This window comes from Pseudomonas sp. ADAK7 (genome assembly GCF_012935675.1).
In the GTDB taxonomy this organism is placed as follows: Bacteria; Pseudomonadota; Gammaproteobacteria; order Pseudomonadales; family Pseudomonadaceae; genus Aquipseudomonas.
The window spans coordinates 1,432,487-1,449,113 of record NZ_CP052861.1 but is presented as its reverse complement, the minus strand read 5'-3'; the positions used below and the strand labels follow the sequence as shown (position 1 = coordinate 1,449,113).

16 protein-coding genes are annotated in these 16,627 nt (G+C 60.6%); 5 read left to right on the top strand and 11 right to left on the bottom strand.

Features of this window, described 5'->3' with window-relative positions; translation table 11 throughout:
- Window positions 1–8: 8 nt before the first annotated feature.
- Window positions 9–1,022 (top strand): benzoate 1,2-dioxygenase electron transfer component BenC, encoded by a 1,014-nt coding sequence (gene benC, locus HKK53_RS06565; protein WP_169370098.1) that lies wholly within the window; start codon window positions 9–11, stop codon window positions 1,020–1,022.
- Window positions 1,023–1,205: 183 nt separating this feature from the next.
- Window positions 1,206–1,979, top strand: coding sequence for a 1,6-dihydroxycyclohexa-2,4-diene-1-carboxylate dehydrogenase (locus HKK53_RS06560; protein WP_169370097.1), 774 nt, complete (start codon window positions 1,206–1,208; stop codon window positions 1,977–1,979).
- A 15-nt stretch (window positions 1,980–1,994) separates the two neighbouring features.
- On the opposite strand, the gene HKK53_RS06555 is transcribed toward HKK53_RS06560, so the two are convergent.
- Entirely contained in the window at window positions 1,995–2,357 is a 363-nt protein-coding gene (locus tag HKK53_RS06555) for an NUDIX hydrolase (RefSeq protein WP_169370096.1), read from the bottom strand.
- A gap of 212 nt (window positions 2,358–2,569) precedes the next feature.
- Between HKK53_RS06555 and HKK53_RS06550 the strand changes: the two genes are divergently transcribed.
- Window positions 2,570–2,761, top strand: a complete 192-nt coding sequence (locus HKK53_RS06550; RefSeq protein ID WP_169370095.1) for a DUF2188 domain-containing protein — start codon at window positions 2,570–2,572, stop codon at window positions 2,759–2,761.
- A gap of 55 nt (window positions 2,762–2,816) precedes the next feature.
- On the opposite strand, the gene osmE is transcribed toward HKK53_RS06550, so the two are convergent.
- Entirely contained in the window at window positions 2,817–3,188 is a 372-nt protein-coding gene (gene osmE, locus HKK53_RS06545) for an osmotically-inducible lipoprotein OsmE (protein ID WP_169370094.1), read from the bottom strand.
- Between the two features lie 13 nt (window positions 3,189–3,201).
- Entirely contained in the window at window positions 3,202–3,441 is a 240-nt protein-coding gene (locus tag HKK53_RS06540) for a hypothetical protein (protein WP_169370093.1), read from the bottom strand.
- A 164-nt stretch (window positions 3,442–3,605) separates the two neighbouring features.
- Between HKK53_RS06540 and HKK53_RS06535 the strand changes: the two genes are divergently transcribed.
- Window positions 3,606–3,941, top strand: a complete 336-nt coding sequence (locus tag HKK53_RS06535) for a hypothetical protein (RefSeq protein WP_169370092.1) — start codon at window positions 3,606–3,608, stop codon at window positions 3,939–3,941.
- 63 nt (window positions 3,942–4,004) lie between these two features.
- Here HKK53_RS06535 and HKK53_RS06530 read toward each other — a convergent pair whose 3' ends face one another.
- Window positions 4,005–4,562, bottom strand: a complete 558-nt coding sequence (locus tag HKK53_RS06530; protein ID WP_169370091.1) for an RrF2 family transcriptional regulator — start codon at window positions 4,560–4,562, stop codon at window positions 4,005–4,007.
- A gap of 286 nt (window positions 4,563–4,848) precedes the next feature.
- Here HKK53_RS06530 and HKK53_RS06525 point away from each other — a divergent pair, with 286 nt between their 5' ends.
- Complete coding sequence (locus HKK53_RS06525; RefSeq protein WP_169370090.1) at window positions 4,849–6,051, top strand: NAD(P)/FAD-dependent oxidoreductase; 1,203 nt, start codon at window positions 4,849–4,851, stop codon at window positions 6,049–6,051.
- A gap of 198 nt (window positions 6,052–6,249) precedes the next feature.
- Here the strand turns inward: HKK53_RS06525 and HKK53_RS06520 are convergent, their stop codons facing one another.
- The 7 genes from HKK53_RS06520 to HKK53_RS06490 form a co-directional block, all read right to left on the bottom strand.
- On the bottom strand, window positions 6,250–8,727 hold the full coding sequence (locus HKK53_RS06520; protein WP_169370089.1) for a TonB-dependent receptor plug domain-containing protein: 2,478 nt from the start codon (window positions 8,725–8,727) through the stop codon (window positions 6,250–6,252).
- Window positions 8,728–8,763: 36 nt separating this feature from the next.
- Window positions 8,764–9,261 carry a RidA family protein gene (locus HKK53_RS06515; protein WP_169370088.1) on the bottom strand — a complete coding sequence of 166 codons (498 nt, stop codon included), beginning with the start codon at window positions 9,259–9,261 and terminating at the stop codon, window positions 8,764–8,766.
- 25 nt (window positions 9,262–9,286) lie between these two features.
- The gene (locus tag HKK53_RS06510; protein WP_169370087.1) at window positions 9,287–10,861 is read right to left on the bottom strand and encodes a flavin monoamine oxidase family protein; all 1,575 of its coding nucleotides are present in this window, start codon (window positions 10,859–10,861) and stop codon (window positions 9,287–9,289) included.
- 33 nt (window positions 10,862–10,894) lie between these two features.
- On the bottom strand, window positions 10,895–13,027 hold the full coding sequence (locus HKK53_RS06505) for a TonB-dependent receptor (RefSeq protein ID WP_169370086.1): 2,133 nt from the start codon (window positions 13,025–13,027) through the stop codon (window positions 10,895–10,897).
- Between the two features lie 409 nt (window positions 13,028–13,436).
- Window positions 13,437–14,396 carry a D-isomer specific 2-hydroxyacid dehydrogenase family protein gene (locus HKK53_RS06500; protein WP_169370085.1) on the bottom strand — a complete coding sequence of 320 codons (960 nt, stop codon included), beginning with the start codon at window positions 14,394–14,396 and terminating at the stop codon, window positions 13,437–13,439.
- On the bottom strand, window positions 14,393–15,580 hold the full coding sequence (locus HKK53_RS06495; RefSeq protein WP_169370084.1) for an acyl-CoA dehydrogenase family protein: 1,188 nt from the start codon (window positions 15,578–15,580) through the stop codon (window positions 14,393–14,395). The genes HKK53_RS06500 and HKK53_RS06495 overlap by 4 nt, the downstream gene beginning before the upstream one ends.
- Before the next feature lie 36 nt (window positions 15,581–15,616).
- Window positions 15,617–16,627, bottom strand: coding sequence for an ABC transporter substrate-binding protein (locus HKK53_RS06490; protein WP_169370083.1), 1,011 nt, complete (start codon window positions 16,625–16,627; stop codon window positions 15,617–15,619).

Below are 16,627 nucleotides of genomic sequence, written 5' to 3'. Positions count from 1 at the left end.
CCGCCGTCATGACGCATTCCATTGCATTCAATTTCGAAGACGGCGTTACCCGTTTCATCGACGCCAGCCCCGGCGAAACCGTGGCCGATGCCGCGTACCGCCAGGGCATCAATATTCCGCTGGACTGCCGCGACGGCGCCTGTGGCACCTGCAAATGTTTTGCCGAGGCCGGGCGTTACGACCTGGGCGAGGAGTACATCGAAGACGCCCTCAGCGCGGACGAAGCCGAACAAGGTTTTGTCCTGACCTGCCAGATGCGCGCCCAGAGTGATTGCGTGGTGCGGGTCCCGGTGTCCTCGGGCGTGTGCCGTACCCGCCAGGCCAGTTTTGAAGCGACCATCAGCGCCGTGCGCCAGCTGTCCGACAGCACCATCGCGCTGTCGATCAAGGGCGAGGCGCTGAGCAAACTGGCGTTTCTGCCGGGGCAGTACGTGAACCTCGGGGTGCCCGGCAGCGAGCAGACCCGCGCGTATTCCTTCAGCTCGTTGCAGCGCGATGGCGAGGTCAGTTTCCTGATTCGCAACGTGCCCGGTGGCCTGATGAGCAGCTTCCTCACCGGCATGGCCAAGGCTGGCGACAGCATGACCCTGGCCGGACCGTTGGGCAGTTTCTACCTGCGGGATATCCGCCGTCCGCTGTTGTTGCTGGCGGGCGGCACCGGACTGGCACCGTTCACCGCGATGCTGGAAAAAATCGCCGAGCAGGGCAGCGAGCAACCGCTGCATCTGATCTACGGCGTGACCAACGACTTCGACCTGGTGGAACTCGATCGACTGGAAGCCTTTGCCGCGCGCATCCCGAATTTCAGTTTCAGCGCCTGCGTGGCCAACCCCGACAGCCGGCATCCGCTCAAAGGCTACGTGACCCAGCACATCGAGCCGCGGCATCTGAACGATGGCGATGTCGACGTCTACCTGTGCGGTCCGCCGCCGATGGTCGAGGCCGTCAGCCACTACATTCGCGAACAAGGGATCGCCCCGGCGAATTTCTACTACGAGAAGTTTGCAGCCAGCGCGGCATGAGCATCTTCGCCGCGACACATTTTTGTAGCAGCTGGCGAAGCCTGCGTTCGGCTGCGAAGCAGTCGTGACATCAGGCCGCGCGGTATTTCAGGAAGACCTCGCGCTCAGGTTTTACGACTGCTTCACAGCCGAACGCAGGCTTCGCCAGCTGCTACAGATCGCGTTTTGCGCAAGGAGGTATGTATGAACAGATTCCACGAAAAAGTCGTGCTGATAACCGGGGCGGCCCAAGGCATTGGACGGCGCGTCGCTGAGCGTATGGCGGCGGAGGGCGCGCGGTTGATTCTGGTTGATCGCTCCGAGCTGGTATTCGAGGTGCAACAGCAATTGGGGCAGGGCAGCCAGGTACTCGCCCTGACTGCTGACCTTGAGGACTACAGCGAATGCAGTCGCGTCATGAAAACCGCCGTCGAGCGCTTTGGCCGGCTGGATGTGCTGGTCAATAACGTCGGCGGGACGATCTGGGCCAAGCCCTTCGAACACTATGAAGCGTCGCAGATCGAGGCCGAAGTGCGTCGCTCGCTATTCCCGACGCTGTGGTGTTGCCATGCCGCGCTGCCGTTCATGCTCAAGCAAGGCAGTGGGGCGATCGTCAATGTTTCGTCTATCGCCACCCGCAGCGTCAATCGAGTGCCGTATGGCGCGGCGAAAGGCGGGGTCAATGCGCTGACCGCGTGTCTGGCATTCGAAACCGCCGGTCGCGGAGTTCGGGTCAATGCCACGGCGCCGGGTGGCACTGAGGCGCCGCCACGGGTGATCCCGCGCAACAGCGCCGGGCAAAGCGCGCAGGAAAAGGTCTGGTATCAGCAGATCGTCGATCAGACCCTCGACAGCAGTTGGATGAAACGCTACGGCACGCTGGATGAGCAGGCCAGCGCTATCTTGTTCCTGGCCAGCGACGAGGCTTCCTACATCACCGGCATGATCATGCCGGTCGGCGGTGGCGATCAGGGCTGAGGCCGGGGCTGGGGCCTACAAACGGCGCTGAAACGCCTTGACGATCCGCAGCGTGGCGTCGCTGATTTTCAGGTTATGGATGGCGTCCAGCGGATGCCACATGCAGTCGATGATCTCGTTTTGTGGCCGGGCTTCGTCGAGGTTCAGCACCGACGCTTCGTAGACATGGTGCCGGGTGCTGCCGTCTTCCAGCTCCATCAGGTACAGCATCCCGTCGACCCCCAGCCCGGTTTCTTCCGCCAGTTCCCGGATGGCCGCGTCCATTTTGGTTTCGCCGGGCTCGACTTTTCCTCCGGGCAAAGTCCAGCGACACCTGGGCTTGCGCACCAGGAGCACGTGTCGATCTTGTTCGCAAATAACGGTGGCGCGTACTTTCATGTGTTACCTGATTGCCCGGCTGTCACAAAACAGTCATAAAAATGCAATATTCGAGCCGAAGCCCTGTATTCCGGGAGCTTGAAGGGTTGGAGTTGTCGTGCAAGGCGAAAGTGCAACCGAATATCGCGACGTCTGGTCGGCACTTGGGCAAAGAGCGGGTGTAGGGTAGGCAAGTCAATCGTGGATGTTCACTGCCCAATAAGGAGGTGACTATGAGCATTGAGATGCTGACCAAGATGCACATGAACGGTTACGACGTACTCAGCGTCAATCATGGCCCATGGCGGGTGTGCACCAAAGGTGACCGCCTGGCCGCCTTCGCCAGCCGCGAAGAGGCACTGGCGTTCGCGGCGTCTTTGCCGGCCTACAAGGCGCGGTCGAAACGCCCGGCGACTGATCAGTAGTCGATCTTGTGTCTGTAGCCCCGGCCTGCGTCGGGGCTTTTTATTGGCTGCTCGGCTAGTAGCCGCTGCCTCCGATGCCGCCCATCCCGCTCGTGGAGTGAGAGGGTTCTCTGGCTTTGCGTTGGGCATTGCTCCATTCCGCGCAGCTCATGAAGCTGGTGTGATCCACCTTGCCCGCGCCATTGAAGCTGACGTTGTAGGGTTGCTGGCGGCCGTCCTGCATCAGTTTGTAGTCAAAGCAGGTGCCAGGCACCACCGTGCGATCGGTAACGGCCAGCGGTTTGCCGCCGATCTGCTCGACCTGATCCTGGCTCATGCCGCGCTCGACCTTGGCGACCAGCGGCTGGTTGCGGTAGACGTGTGAGTCGGTGCTGCAACCGCCCGACGCCGCCAGCACGGCGAGCAATGCGAACAGGGACTTGTTCATGGCAGTGGTCCGGTCAGTGAGCCTTCGTTCGATTGATGTGCCGTGCCTTTACTTCTTCGGCGTAAGTCTTCAGTAGCTCTTCGTCCCCCTCAAGCACCTTATGCAACCTGAGCGCTGCTTGGGCGTCTACCTCATTGCCAGCCTTGCGGAATTGCTCTGCCAGGCGCAAAAGTTCTACCGCCGACCACCGCAGATCCGACTCCACACTTTGCAAGTCGCGATGAAGTTCCTTCTCGAATTCGTTAAGCAACATAATGACCTCCTGCGTATTCCCGCTACGAAAGATTAGTCCGGTTTACCGTGTGGGGTGTTGCGTTTGCAAGGGCGCGCGTCGGTTAAGTCGCTTTAGTCGATCGTTCGCTGGATGTCTGAGCGGGTACGCGCTACATTCGCCGTTTTTCGGGATGAGGAAGCGTCATGCGGATGTTGATAGCGGGGGTAGCGGTGGCTATGTTGGCGGGCTGTTCATTGCCCGCGTCCCTGGTGCCGGGTGAGCCCAATGTCAGCAAATACAGCGCCAAGCCGCCAAAGGAATACGCCGCGTGCGTGCTGCCGTTGTGGCAAGCGCAAATTTCCAATACCAAACAAATGGCCATTTCCAACGGCTATCGCCTGACCGCGCCAAGCATCATCACGGCGGACGAGATTCTCGATATCGTGAAATCGAAGGATGGCAGCCGGGTGTCGCTGTACCAGGGGCCGCCGTGGGCGAAATCGGCGGCGATGCGGCAGGCGGTGCGTGACTGTCTGTAACGCCTGAATCGAAGTTGAAAAAAAGCAGAAGCCGGATTTTTTCGGCTTCTGCTTTTTTTGTAGCTAGTCGGTGATATCGGTCACCGCAATGCTCTGCTCGGCGCTGGTGCCGCTTTTCTTTTCTCTTCGCTCAATAAGCCATTCATCCACCTGCCCGGAAAACTCCGGCGGGGCCTTGCGTCCGACCTTTCTCGCCAGATCAATCAGGGCGGTCTGGGCGAGGGCGTCTTCCATGCGCTTTTGCGCCGTCATCATCGCCCCGTGCACCGCGCAACCACCGTCCAGCGCCCAGGCCGGCGCCGAGCCTTCGAACAAGGCGCAGCGCCCGCGAATCTCACGGCAATCGAAGATCAGCTTCTGGCCGTCGATGGCGTTGACGATGTCCAGCAGGGTGATTTCATCCGAAGGCCGGGCCAGTTTGAAACCGCCGCGCACGCCTTCAGTGGCCACCACCAGTTTGGCCTTGGCCAGTTTGGTGAAGATTTTCGCCAGGTAGTCCAGCGGCACGCCTTGCAACTCTGCGAGGTCGCGCACGCTGGCCTCACGGGAGTCGCCGCCATTGCCCACCAGAAAAAGCAGGCAATGAATCCCGTACTCAACGCCTGCGCTGTAAAGAGACATAGTGATCTCCGACTAATGTAGTCGCAAATATTAGCAGCGGAACAGGAGGGCGACAACGCGCTTCATCGGGCAACAGTGCTTCGTTGCTTATTGTGCAAGGGGCTGCTGGGTCGGCAAGGGCCGGTTTAGAAAGGTTTTGAAGACCAATCTGATAAATCGATTGGAATGATCAGTAAAGTTGACTTGTTCAAATTAAATGCGACTAATAAAGTCGTAGTTGTCCGGTCAGGCAGCAGTCATGACCCTGAACACATTCACAACCTGGTTTTCCACTCGGAGTTAAAAAATGAAACAACAGATTCTGGTCATCGGCGCAGGTTTTGGTGGCATGTGGACGGCGTTGAGCGCCACGCGTTTGTTCGATATTCATGGGCACGACAGCGTTGAAGTCACTGTCCTGGCGCCGCAGGCCGAGCTACGGGTGCGTCCGCGCTTCTACGAACCGAATGCTCACCAACTGGCTGCGCCGATTGGCGAGCTGTTCGAAGCGGTGGGTGTGAAGTTCGTCCAGGGCGCCGCTGAAACCATCGATGTCGAGCAAAAACGTGTCGGCTATCTTGATGCGTCGGGGGCCAAACAGGTGCTCAGCTACGACAAACTCGTTCTGGCAACTGGCAGCCGTCTCGCGTCGCCAAACACCCCTGGCGTGGTCGAATACGCGTTCGACGTGGATCAGATCGAACAAGCCGTGCGCCTGGAAAACCACCTCAAGTCGTTGGCCAATCAGCCAGAAAGCACCGCTCGAAACACCGTCGTGGTGGCTGGCGGTGGCTTCACCGGGATTGAAACTGCGACCGAAATGCCTGCTCGCCTGAGAGCAATCCTGGGCGATAAAGCGAACATCAACGTGATCATCGTTGATCGTGGCGAGAAAGTCGGTGCCTCGATGGGCGCCGAAATCAGCCAGTCCATCGCCGAAGCGAGCACAGAACTGGGTGTGAAATGGCAATTGAAATCGTCGGTCGTCGCTGTCGATGAAAACGGTGTAACCCTGGCCGATGGTCAACGCATCGAAGCTAAAACCGTGATCTGGACCACCGGCGTGCGCGCCAGCTCCTTGACCGAGCAGATCCCCGGCGAACGTGATCACCTTGGCCGCCTGCACGTGGACGCGCACCTGCAAGTCATCGGTCAGGACGACATCTTCGCCACCGGCGACGTGGCCTACGCCGCGAGCGACGACATCGGCAACCACGCGCTGATGACCTGCCAGCACGCCATCGTCCTCGGCCGTCACGCCGGGAACAACGTGGCCGCGCAGATGCTCGGCGTGGACCCGACGCCGTACAGCCAGCCCAAGTACGTAACTTGCCTGGATTTGGGCGCCTGGGGCGCGGTCTATACCGAGGGTTGGGATCGCCAGGTCAAACTGGTGAAACAGGAAGGCAAGGCGCTCAAGACGCAGATCAATACCGTGTGGATTTACCCGCCAGCCGCCAATCGCGAGACCGCTTGGGCCGCCGCCGATCCGCTGATTCCGATTGCTTGAGCCGTAGAAGTCCGCACAAATAGTGTTGATATATAAGGGCTTACGATTTTAATTAACCGAACGGTGCGCAGAAATATATTGTTTCAAAGTGTTTTAGTAGGTTAATATCGCCCCGCGTTCACCACCACGGTTTATGCATTTTTAAGTCCCAGGCGTCCATCAGCTGCCTGGGATTTTTTTTTGCCCGCGATTCAGTGCTCAAAACGCGTATTGCAGGCGGGTGTAGTAGTAACCGCCGGTGAAGCCGAACGGTGAATAGCTGCCCCAGTTATCGCCGAACGACGAGTTGGGCACACCGATATGGTCGGGGTATTTGTCGAACAGGTTCTGCGCGCCTACCGCCACGGTCAGTTGTTTGTTCAGCGCATAGGCCACGTCGAGGTCGGTGATCCATTTGGCTGAGTACTCGCGATCCAGGCTCGAATCGCTCGAACTGTTGACCTCGGTGTAGGTGCCATAACGGGTCAGGCGCAGGTTGACGTCGAAGTCGCTGATGCCCCAGTCGGCGGCGAAAATCATCTTGCTGCTCGGCGACGTCTTGGTGATCAGCGCCCGGGACTGGCGGCCCATCAGCTGGAAATTACCGCCCAATGCCGTCAGTTGTTCCGGGGTGTCGTTCACGCTGAGGATCTGCGTGTGGTTGTAATTCAGCGCCGCCGTCCATTTCACCGTGCCGTAGCGGTTGAGGTTCTGCCGGTAATTACCGACCACATCGACCCCGGACGTGCGGGTGTTGGCGCCATTGGTGAAGTACTGCGCGCCCGCCGTGGCCGGCACGCCGATGCCGTCGAGCAGGGCGGCGACGCCCGGGCCCTGGAAGCGTTCGCTGAGGACCAGCCGGTCGCGCAAATTGATCACGTAACCGTCGACGGTCAGGCTCAAGTCTTCGCTTGGGGTCAGGGCAAAGCCGAGGCTGAAGTTGGTCGAGCGCTCGGGTTTCAGCGCTTCGGCGCCGAGGGCCTGGGCGCCCGTTGAGTCCACCGGCAGAATCACGTAGTTGTAGGACTGGTAGACGCCATTGATGGTGTCGAACCCGGTCGAGCGCGCGGTGAAAATCTGGTTGGCCAATGACGGCGCGCGAAAGCCATTGCTGACACTGCCACGCACCGAGAACACCGGGTTGAACTCATAACGCGTACTGAGCTTGCCGCTGCGGGTGCCGCCGATGCCTTCGTTGTAATGCTCATAACGACCGGCGACGCCGACGTACCACTGTTCAACCGGATAGAAGCCGAGATCGATGTAACTGGCGACGCTGTTGCGGCTGACTTTCTGCGCATCCTCCGGGGTGATGCCATTGGTGACCTGCGCCCCCGGATCCGGACGTTGCCCGGCGCGCGGACTGTCGGCCGGGAACACGTAGCCGCCATCGATATACGAAGCTTCGGAGCCGGCGCGCGTCTCGTAGCTTTCCCGCCGATGTTCAAAACCGAAGGCCACGTCCATGGGTTTGGCCAGACCGATCTCGTAGCTTTTTTTCAGATCGAGGTTGCTGGTGAGTTGGTCAGCAATGTAGATACCTGAAGTGAACTTGTTCGGGGTGTTTTCGCCCAGGGATGGGTTCTGGTTGTCGTAGGTTCGCTGCTTGGCGTAGTTGCGGCCGTAGGTGCTGCTCAAATCCCAGGCCCAGCCGCCGAAGTTGTCACCTTTGGCACCGAACGCGGACTGGAAGTCGGTTTCGTTGACCAGCCAATAAGGGCTGTAGCCATCGGGAAAGCCATTAGGCCCGGTGGTGATGGTGTTGCGTCCGCTGGGCAGGCGGAAATTCTGGCCGTCGTTGTTCTCGCGGGTGGCCACGGTCGAGAACGAATACAACGTCAGCGCATCGTTCAGCGGCAGGTCGAGGTTGTAGCCGGCATCGGCCAACTGGCTGCGGGGCAAGCCATAACCTTTGTAGGTGTGGTGGCTGGCGCCGGCCTCGCGCGGATCCGGCGAGCCATCGGCCTGCGGGTAGTAATGGGCGCTGTAGCCGTTGCTGCCGGCCTTGTTGTCCCGCTCCTGATAACGGGTGTCCAGCGAGACATTGAGCACGCCGGCTTCACCGACCTGAAACCCATAATTGAGCGCTTCCTGCCCGGTGCCGCGCTTGCCGTCGTAACCCTGGCCCAGCGTGGTGTCGGAACTGCCGCCGGTGGTCTGCTTGAGGATGATGTTGATCACCCCGGAAATCGCATCCGAACCGTATTGCGCCGCCGCACCGTCGCGCAGCACCTCGATATGGTCGATGGACGCCACCGGGATCAAGTCCAAATCGCTCGGCGCCGCGCCGCTGTTGATGCCGTTGATGTTCAACGTCGCGCTGGTGTGTCGGCGCTTGCCGTTGACCAGCACCAACACATGGGATGCGGTCAGTCCGCGCAGGGTGGCCGAGCGCACCACGCCGCTGGCATCCCAACCGGCGCGGTCGGGCAGGTTGAACGACGGGATGAATTTGCTCAGCGCTTCCAGCAGGCTCGGTTTGCCCACCGAACGCAGTTGTTCGCCGGTCACTACATCGATCGGCGTCGGGCTAGTGGTGACGGTGCGTTGCTCGGCGCCACGGTTGCCGGTGACTACCACGGTGTCGAGGGTCGGCGCGCCGGTTTCAGCGGCTTCGAGGCTGAACGAGGTCAGGCTGCAAGCAAAGGACAGCGGCAATAACAAAGGACGATAGGCAGGTACTGGGCAGTTGCGCATAAGGGTGAAGCTCCTGAATGTCGGGTGTTGTCCGTGTCACTTCTTGCGCGCGGCGACGGCTTCGATTTCCACCAGGCCGCCGGGCAGCGGCAGCGCGACGACTTGAATCGCCGTGCGCGCCGGTTTGTTCGGTTGCGCGGCACTGCCGAAGTACGGCGTATAGCCTTCCTGCAACCCGGCGAAATCGAGTTTGTTGCCCTTGGCCGGATCGCCCACCAGGAACACCCGCAGTTGCACCACATCGCCGAGGTCCAGGCCCTGGCTTTGCAGCACGCCTTTGAGCTTGTTGAGGATCGAGGTGGTCTGGGTCGCGGTATCGCCATAGGCGGCGAACGAATCTTTCGGCGCTTTCGGGTCATGCAAATCTGCAAGCAATCCGCTGACGAACAGCAACTCCGTTTGCGCCGGCACCGACACCGCCAGGGAAATCGGGAAGTTCGAGTTGGGCAGGGCGATGCGTTTGATTTCGTCGGCCTGACTGGTGAGGGCGGTGGCGGTCATGAGCAATCCTGTGAGCAAGGTAATGGCTTTCATCGTTCAGTCCTTTAAGAGAAAAGAGTCAGGCAGCAACGCCCGATTGAGTGCGTTCGGCATGCCGGCCAATCAGCGCGACGATGCGTCGGGCCGAGTCAGCGGCACTGTTTTGCCAGATGCCAACGCCGCCGTGGGCGAGGGCGTCGCTGGCCAGGTAGGTGCGGCCCTGGGGTTGGTTGAGAATCGCGTAAGCACTCTCGCCAACTTCGTCGTTGACGATCCACGGGCCTTTGCTGAAGGGCACCTTGGCCCAGTTGATCGCCACCGGTTTTTGCAATTTGGCGCTGTGGCCGGGGTGCAGCAGTTCGACGGCTTGCCGGGAAGAGGCGAACTGTTCGGCGATGGATTTCTTGCTGAAGGCCTGGGCCGGCTCGCTGGTGTTGTAGGCCGCCACCAGAATCCCTTGAGCGCTGTTGAGCCGATCGCTCGGATACCACAAGCCTTTGACTTCGTGATCGAGGTAAGAGAGCCCGCCGTAGATGTTGAAGTCGGTTTCCCAGAAACGCGGCGACTGCCAGGCCACTTTGTTCGCCTGATCGCTTTGCGCGCTCAGAATCGCTTGCTTGAACGGTTGGCTGAAGTTGCTCGGCAGTTTCGCCAGCAACGGCAGCGGCACGGTGACCACCGCGTAATCGGCGTTCAGGGTTTGCGTCTTGCCGGTCTTGCGATCCCGGTAAGTGATGCGGCTGCCGCTTTCGGACGTCTGGATATCGCTGACCTCGGCGTTGAAGCGCACCGCGTCCTTGAGCTTGTCGTAGAACGCGTAAGGAATGCGGTCCATGCCGCCGACCGGTTGGAACATGGTCGAGGAAAACTCGGGGATTTCATCGAACACCAGCGCGCCCCAGAGCTTGGGATTGAGCAGGGTTTGCAGTTCCAGCGGGGCTCGGGTCACCCCGGTTTGATCGCCGGCACCGGGCACGCGGGTGTAGCCCGAGCGCACCGAGCCCTTGTATTGGAAGTCGGCATTGAGGTCGCCATAGACCTTGAGGAAATTCAGCAGCGCCTTGCGGTCATCGATGCTCAAATCCTGGTCCAGGGCTTGGCGGCTGACGGTGCGCGCCAGCAGTTCGGAGAGTTGACCACGGGTGTCGTTGACCGCCTGGCGCAACTGGAAGGCCGGTTTGCTCGGATCCGGCAGGGCCAGGGCATTGCGGCTGCTGTTGACCAGTACTTGCAGTTCGACACCCAACTCGCGGCAGTAGCCGAGAATGGTCTGGTGATGGCTGGGAATCCGCGCCGGACCGGCGTTGAAAAACTGCCCGTCATCGAAGTCGACGGTCTGGCTCACGCCGTCGTCGAAATCGACTTTGGTGCCACGGCGCAGGGTCCAGTTGCGTCCGCCTACTCGCTCCCGGGCTTCGAGAATGGTCACGGTAAAACCGGCCTTGCGCAGCTCATAGGCACTGACCAGCCCGGAGATCCCGGCGCCGACCACCACCACGTTTTTGCCTTTGCCGCTGCTGCCCAGTCGCAGCGGGTTGAAAGTCGATGCCACGGCCTGAGGCGTCAGCCCCAGCGCGCCGAGGGCGCTGACGGCGGCACCATAGCCACCGACAGCGGCGATGCGGGTAATCATTTCTCTGCGGGAGAGGGCCATAGTGTGCTCCTTGGAATGTTCTCGTGAGAAAGATCAGAGGTCGTAACGCAGCGACAACAACAGGGTTCGCGGGTCGTTGATCGAGTAGTAGCGAGCGCCACTGGACGGCACGTAGCCGACCGATTGCGGGTAGGCGCGGTCGAGCAGGTTTTTCACCGCCAGCGTCGTGGTCCAGTGGCCGTCGCTGGAGATGTAGCGGGTGTTGGCGTTCCAGAAGGTCTGCTTGGGAATTTCCTGGACGTCGTCGTTCAGCGCGTTGGCGTAGGACTTGGTCTGGAACTGCGCATCGGTGCCCGCCAGCCAAGTACCGGGAAGGCCCGCTGGAATCGTGTAGTTGAGGCCGACGCTGGCGTTCCAGCGTGGCGAGAACACCAACTGCTTGCCGTTGGCATCGACCCCGGCGCCGCTGGCGTTTTCGAAGTCGTCGTACTGGCTTTGCAGGTAGCCGACGTTGGCGGTCAGTTGCAGGTCGCGGGTCAGGGCGGTGAGGGTTTCCAGCTCGACGCCGTAGGTGTGCGCCTGGCCGACGTTGGTCCGCAGGCTGACGCCCAGCGCCGGGTCGTAGGCGTTGGTCTGCAAATCCTTGTAGTCGTTGTAGAACACCGCGACGTTGGCCCGCAGGCGCTGGTCGAAGAAGTCACCCTTGAACCCGGTTTCCCAAGTGGTCACGTCTTCCGGCGAGAACGCCTGTTCGGCAGCGGCCCGGGTCGGCGCGCGGTTGTCGTAGCCGCCGGCCTTGAAGCCTTTGGCGACGTAGGCGTACTGATTAAGGTGTGGCGTCCAGGCGTATTCGAAACCGATTTTCGGGCTGGTGGACTGCCACGACTTGCTTGAATCAGCGCTGAAATTGGTCCCGGTAATCTGCCGATCGGTGTTGATCGCGTAGTTGGTGTAGTCGAAATTCTTGTGCTCGCGGGTAAAGCGCAGTCCTGCGATCAGCGACAGTTGTGGGGTGATTTTGTAGCTGCCCTGGCCATACAACGCGTAGCTTTCGGTGTTGGTCGTGCTGTATTGGCCTTGGCCGATTACCCGATTGCGCGCCACGGAATAGGTCAGGTTGTCGCGGTCGGCTTCGAACTTTTCGCGGTACAGGTACAGGCCGGTGCTGAAGCTGAACTTGTCGTAGTCGCCGTTGAGCTGGAATTCCTGGGTGGCGTAGTCCTGCTTGTAGGTGATCAGGTTTTGCTGGATCAGCGCCGCTTGACCGGAGTTGTCGTAATCCACCGGTTGGTTGAACCCGGAATAGGCACTCACCGATTTGAAATTCAGGTTGTCGTTGATCGTATAGATCGCCCGTAGCACCGAACTGCCCTGATCGAGGCGGTTCTTCGGATCGAGGCTGCTGTAGCTCTTGAATTTGTCGAAATGGCCGTTAGCGTCGAATGGCGTGTAGCTGGTGGTGTCGCCACGGTCGAAGGTGCCGGCCAGGGTCAACTGCACATCCCATGGCGAATCGATCGGGTTGAAGCGCAGCTTGCCGCGGTAGGACTGGATGTCGACGTTGTTCACATCCTTGCCGCGGGTCGGGTTGGAGACGGTGCCGTCGCGGGTCAGGCGAATCGCCGAGAAACTGCCGAACAAGGCGTTGTCCACCAGCGGGCCGCTGATCAGGAATCGGCCGTTCTGCGCGTTGTAATTGCCCGCGCCGAGTTCGAAGAACCCACGGGTTTCCTGGGTCGGATCGCGGGTGATCACGCGGATCGCACCGGCGCTGCTATTGCGCCCGTAGAGCGTGCCTTGCGGGCCGCGCAGCACTTCAACGCGCTCGACATCGTTGAAGTCGAGCATCGAGGAAATGGCGCGCGGGATGTACAGGTCATCGGCGTACACCGCCACGGCGGATTCCTGGATCGGGTCGGTCTCGCCGATGCCGCGAATCCCGTAGGTCTGGGCGCTGTAGGAGATCGACTGACGGCTGAGGGTCAGGTTCGGCACTTGCCCGGAGAGGTCGCGGACGCTTTTGATCTGCTTGTCTTCGAGGGTTTTTTCGTCAAACGCGGAAATCGCCAGCGGGGTTTTTTGCAGGTCTTCGCTGTGGTGTTCGGCGGTGACGGTGACAACGGGGAGGGCACCCGACTGGGTGTTTTCTTCGGCGTGGGCCGACGCGCCGAACAGGGCCAGCGACACGGCCAGCGTCAGACGGTTTGCAGTGAAGGTGTTGTGCATGGTGAGCCCCAGGTGTGTCGTTGGCGTTGTTGGTTTTTTTAGGCAAAGCGTTGCCGGGGCCATGGATCGAAAGCCATGGCGGCGGGGGCTTGAGCCGATTTCAGTTTTGGGTGAAGCGGTTGACCGTGGAGTGGTGTCGGCCGGAAAAACAAGCAGTTCCGTGGGCCTCCACCTGGTCAGGGGTCGGTGATGGTTGTAACAGTATTTGTATAATACGGCGCTGTAAAAGTCCGATTAGTTATAAGTTAATTATAAAAAATAGGCATTAAATATGATGTAGAAATGCGTAAAGCTGATGTTGATGTGGGGGCTTTTAAAACGCCTTCGCGGGCAAGCCTCGCTCCTGCAGGTGGGATGCGTTCCCCTGTAGGAGCGAGGCTTGCCCGCGAAGACGGTGGGTCGGCGGGTATCAATACCCGCGCTGTACGTTCGCCAGATTCTCCGGCGCCAACCCATTCAGAAACCGCTCAAGATTGGCCAGGAAACTGTCAGCAATCTCATGCCGACTGTTGCTGGAAATCGCCGAGGTATGCGGAGACAAGCGAACCCGTGGATGGGCATAGAGCGGATGTCCATCGGGCAGCGGTTCGGGCTCGGTGACGTCGAGCGAGGCCAGGCCAATCGCGCCACTGTCCAGCGCTTCCAGCAGCGCGCCATGATCCAGCAAACCACCCCGGGCAATGTTGATCAGGTGCAGGCCCGGCTTGGCGCTGGCGAGTACCGCGCTGTTGACGATATGCCGCGTCGCCTCGGTCAACGGCGCGGCCAGCACCAGATGATCGGACCGGGCAAACAATTCATGGATATCCCGCGCCGCCTCGACGCCTTCCACCTCGAACGGCGTCGGGCTCTGGCGTAATGCAACCACGTTAATGCCCAAGGCGTGGGCCTTGGTCGCCAGGCTACGGCCAATCGCGCCGAAGCCGAGAATCCCCAACGTAGTGCCCTTGAGCGGCGTCAGCGCAGTGAAATTCCATTGCGCGTCATGCACCCAGATGTCCGGCAGATGCTTGGCGGCGGCGAAGATCGCGGCCAGGGCAAACTCGGCGATGTTTTCGGCGGCGCTGCCCCGGGACGTACTCACGGGCGGACCGTTGAACAACCATTTGGGATAGAAGTCGATGCCGGAAGACACCACCTGAATCCACTTCAACCCATAGGGCCAACCCGGCGGCGGCACGTCCGGCGCCAGGTAGCCCCGCACATTGATCGGCCGCGCCAGCAGAATGCTGACTTCGGCGGGCAGGTCGCTGGGCACACCGGCCGGCACGCCCAAGACCTCGGCGTCGGGATGGGTTTGCGCAAGGCGCTGGCGGATCACCTCATTGAAATCTTCATCCAGTTGGCTGGCAATCACGAGCTGGCTCATGGGCGTTCCTTCTGCTGGCGCTGGGCGAACACCGCTTTGCCGACGCCTTGCAGCACGGCGTCGTTTTGCGGCGTATGGACGCGACTGCACAGCACATCGCGGTAGTGCCGTTGCAGCGGATTGTGCCTGGATAAACCGGGATTGCCGGAGGCCTCGATGGCCAACTCGACGGCGCGGATGGCATTGCCGGTCACCAGGTATTTCAGTTGCGCGGCGTTACTCGCGGGCGTCCGTCCTTCAGCGGCCGAATCCAGCAGGCTGCGGTTGGCGAACAACAGGGTGTCGATGTGGCCGACAGTTTCCTGGAAGCGCGGCAGGGTCGACAGCGCCGCGCCAAGGTTGGACGGCTTGCGTTGTTCCAGCCAACTGACGAACCAGTCGCGGGCGGCTTGGGCAACGCCGTGGTAGACCGACGCCAGCAACACGGACATCCACAGGAATCCGTCGCCATCGAGTTCGGGTTGCGGCGCGCTCCATGGGCTGACGCTGACGGCGTGATCCAGCGGCACCAGCACGTTGTCGAAAATGACTTCATGGCTGCAAGTGGCGCGCATGCCGAGGTGATCCCAATCCTCGATGATGCTGATGCCCGGCGTGTCCTTGTGCACCAGCCAGGCACCCACCAGCGGATCTTCATCGGTGCTCCGGGCCCAGACGCTGAACCAGGTCAGGCCATGGCTGCCGGTGGAGTAGATCTTGCGTCCGCTGATCCGCCAACCGGCGGCGGTGCGCCGGGCGACGGTGGCCGGCAAACCGCCACGGGCCGGGGTGCCGAGGTCGGGTTCGACGCGCAAGGCGTTGATCAAAGCGCCTTGCTCGACGGCATCTCGGGCCACTTGCAGGCGCAGGGTTTCGGGCCAGGTTTTACTGTCTTGCAGGCGCGTGTGCTGCAGGTACTGCATCACCAGGATCAGCGCCGTCGAAGGCTCACCCTTGGCAATCGCGCTGATGGCTTTGCGTGCCTGGGACAGGTTTGCGCCACCGCCACCCAGGGCTTTGGGCACGGTGAGCGCGACCAGACCGTGCTCGTGCAGCCGCTTGAAATTGTCGTGTGGAAAGGCACCGCTTTCGTCATAGACGTGGGCGGTGGCGGCCAGTTGTGCGCCGAGGGTTTCCAGCAATGCTTCGAAATTCGCCGCCTCGATAGAGCGCAGCGGCGGGGCGTGTTGAGAAGAAAGACTCATGGTTAATTCATCCGATCAAATAGGCTGGAAATCGGTTCATAGCGGCAGCAACTTGAACTGTTTGTCCCACAACGGCGCGACATCCAGGCGCTCACTCAACACCCCGGCATCAAAGAACAAATCCGCGACTTCCTGCTGTGAAGCAATCGCCTGGTCGTCCACTTCGAGGACTTTCCACGGCTGGCTGCGGCTGTTGTACATGTCGAGGAACACGGCTTTATCGACACCCAGCAACTGCGCGGATTTGCTTGCCCACGGTTCGGGATTGTTGTTGATCCATTCGAGCGTGCGCGCGGTGCGCTGCAAGTAGTCCTGAATCGCCTGTTTGCGCAGCGGATCGTCGAGGGCGGCCGGGCGTGCCGCCATTAAATAGTTGCCGGACAAATAACCTTGGGCAGTCTTCAACACCCGGGCGCCGCTGCGGAATTTCGCCAACTGGATAAACACGCCATAGATCACCCAGGCGTCGAGCTGGCCGCTCTGGAACGCACTGAAACCGTCCTGCGGCGTCAGCGCCACGGCCGTGATGTCCTTCATGGTCAGGCCCTGTTCCTTCAAGGCCTTGATCAGAAAGTAATGCGAGGTGGTGGAACGCACGTAGCCGACCCGTTTGCCGCGCAACTGCCCGACGGATTCGATTTTCGAGTCCTTGGGAATCAGGAACACCTGATTGTTCACGTCACCTTGAATCACCGCGATCAGCCGTGGCTGACGATGGCTCTGGATCGAAAAGATCGGCGGGATCTCGCTCATGGAACCGATGTCCAGGCTGCCCGAGGCCAGGGCTTCGACGATCAGGTTACCGCCGGCAAATTCCGCGTAATCGACTTTGTAAGGGCGGTTAGCGGTGCCGGCGTCTTCGGTGAAATACGATTCCTGGCCGCGGTAAGTGGCAACGCCCAGGGTCAGGTCCGACAGCGACGGGTTTTGCGCGAATGCGCGGGCGCTCAAGCCCAGGGAGGACAATCCCAACGCACCCACGGCAATCGAACTGGCCGTGAGAAAGCCGCGACGATTGAACTGTCCTTGGTGAATATTTTTCGTCAT

Bases quoted from the DNA above. Each gene is read 5' to 3' on its own strand.
- benC (WP_169370098.1), top strand. From the start codon at position 9: ATGACGCATTCCATTGCATTCAATTTCGAAGACGGCGTTACCCGTTTC.
- HKK53_RS06560 (WP_169370097.1), top strand. From the start codon at position 1,206: ATGAACAGATTCCACGAAAAAGTCGTGCTGATAACCGGGGCGGCCCAA.
- HKK53_RS06555 (WP_169370096.1), bottom strand. From the start codon at position 2,357: ATGAAAGTACGCGCCACCGTTATTTGCGAACAAGATCGACACGTGCTC.
- HKK53_RS06550 (WP_169370095.1), top strand. From the start codon at position 2,570: ATGAGCATTGAGATGCTGACCAAGATGCACATGAACGGTTACGACGTA.
- osmE (WP_169370094.1), bottom strand. From the start codon at position 3,188: ATGAACAAGTCCCTGTTCGCATTGCTCGCCGTGCTGGCGGCGTCGGGC.
- HKK53_RS06540 (WP_169370093.1), bottom strand. From the start codon at position 3,441: ATGTTGCTTAACGAATTCGAGAAGGAACTTCATCGCGACTTGCAAAGT.
- HKK53_RS06535 (WP_169370092.1), top strand. From the start codon at position 3,606: ATGCGGATGTTGATAGCGGGGGTAGCGGTGGCTATGTTGGCGGGCTGT.
- HKK53_RS06530 (WP_169370091.1), bottom strand. From the start codon at position 4,562: ATGTCTCTTTACAGCGCAGGCGTTGAGTACGGGATTCATTGCCTGCTT.
- HKK53_RS06525 (WP_169370090.1), top strand. From the start codon at position 4,849: ATGAAACAACAGATTCTGGTCATCGGCGCAGGTTTTGGTGGCATGTGG.
- HKK53_RS06520 (WP_169370089.1), bottom strand. From the start codon at position 8,727: ATGCGCAACTGCCCAGTACCTGCCTATCGTCCTTTGTTATTGCCGCTG.
- HKK53_RS06515 (WP_169370088.1), bottom strand. From the start codon at position 9,261: ATGAAAGCCATTACCTTGCTCACAGGATTGCTCATGACCGCCACCGCC.
- HKK53_RS06510 (WP_169370087.1), bottom strand. From the start codon at position 10,861: ATGGCCCTCTCCCGCAGAGAAATGATTACCCGCATCGCCGCTGTCGGT.
- HKK53_RS06505 (WP_169370086.1), bottom strand. From the start codon at position 13,027: ATGCACAACACCTTCACTGCAAACCGTCTGACGCTGGCCGTGTCGCTG.
- HKK53_RS06500 (WP_169370085.1), bottom strand. From the start codon at position 14,396: ATGAGCCAGCTCGTGATTGCCAGCCAACTGGATGAAGATTTCAATGAG.
- HKK53_RS06495 (WP_169370084.1), bottom strand. From the start codon at position 15,580: ATGAGTCTTTCTTCTCAACACGCCCCGCCGCTGCGCTCTATCGAGGCG.
- HKK53_RS06490 (WP_169370083.1), bottom strand. From the start codon at position 16,627: ATGACGAAAAATATTCACCAAGGACAGTTCAATCGTCGCGGCTTTCTC.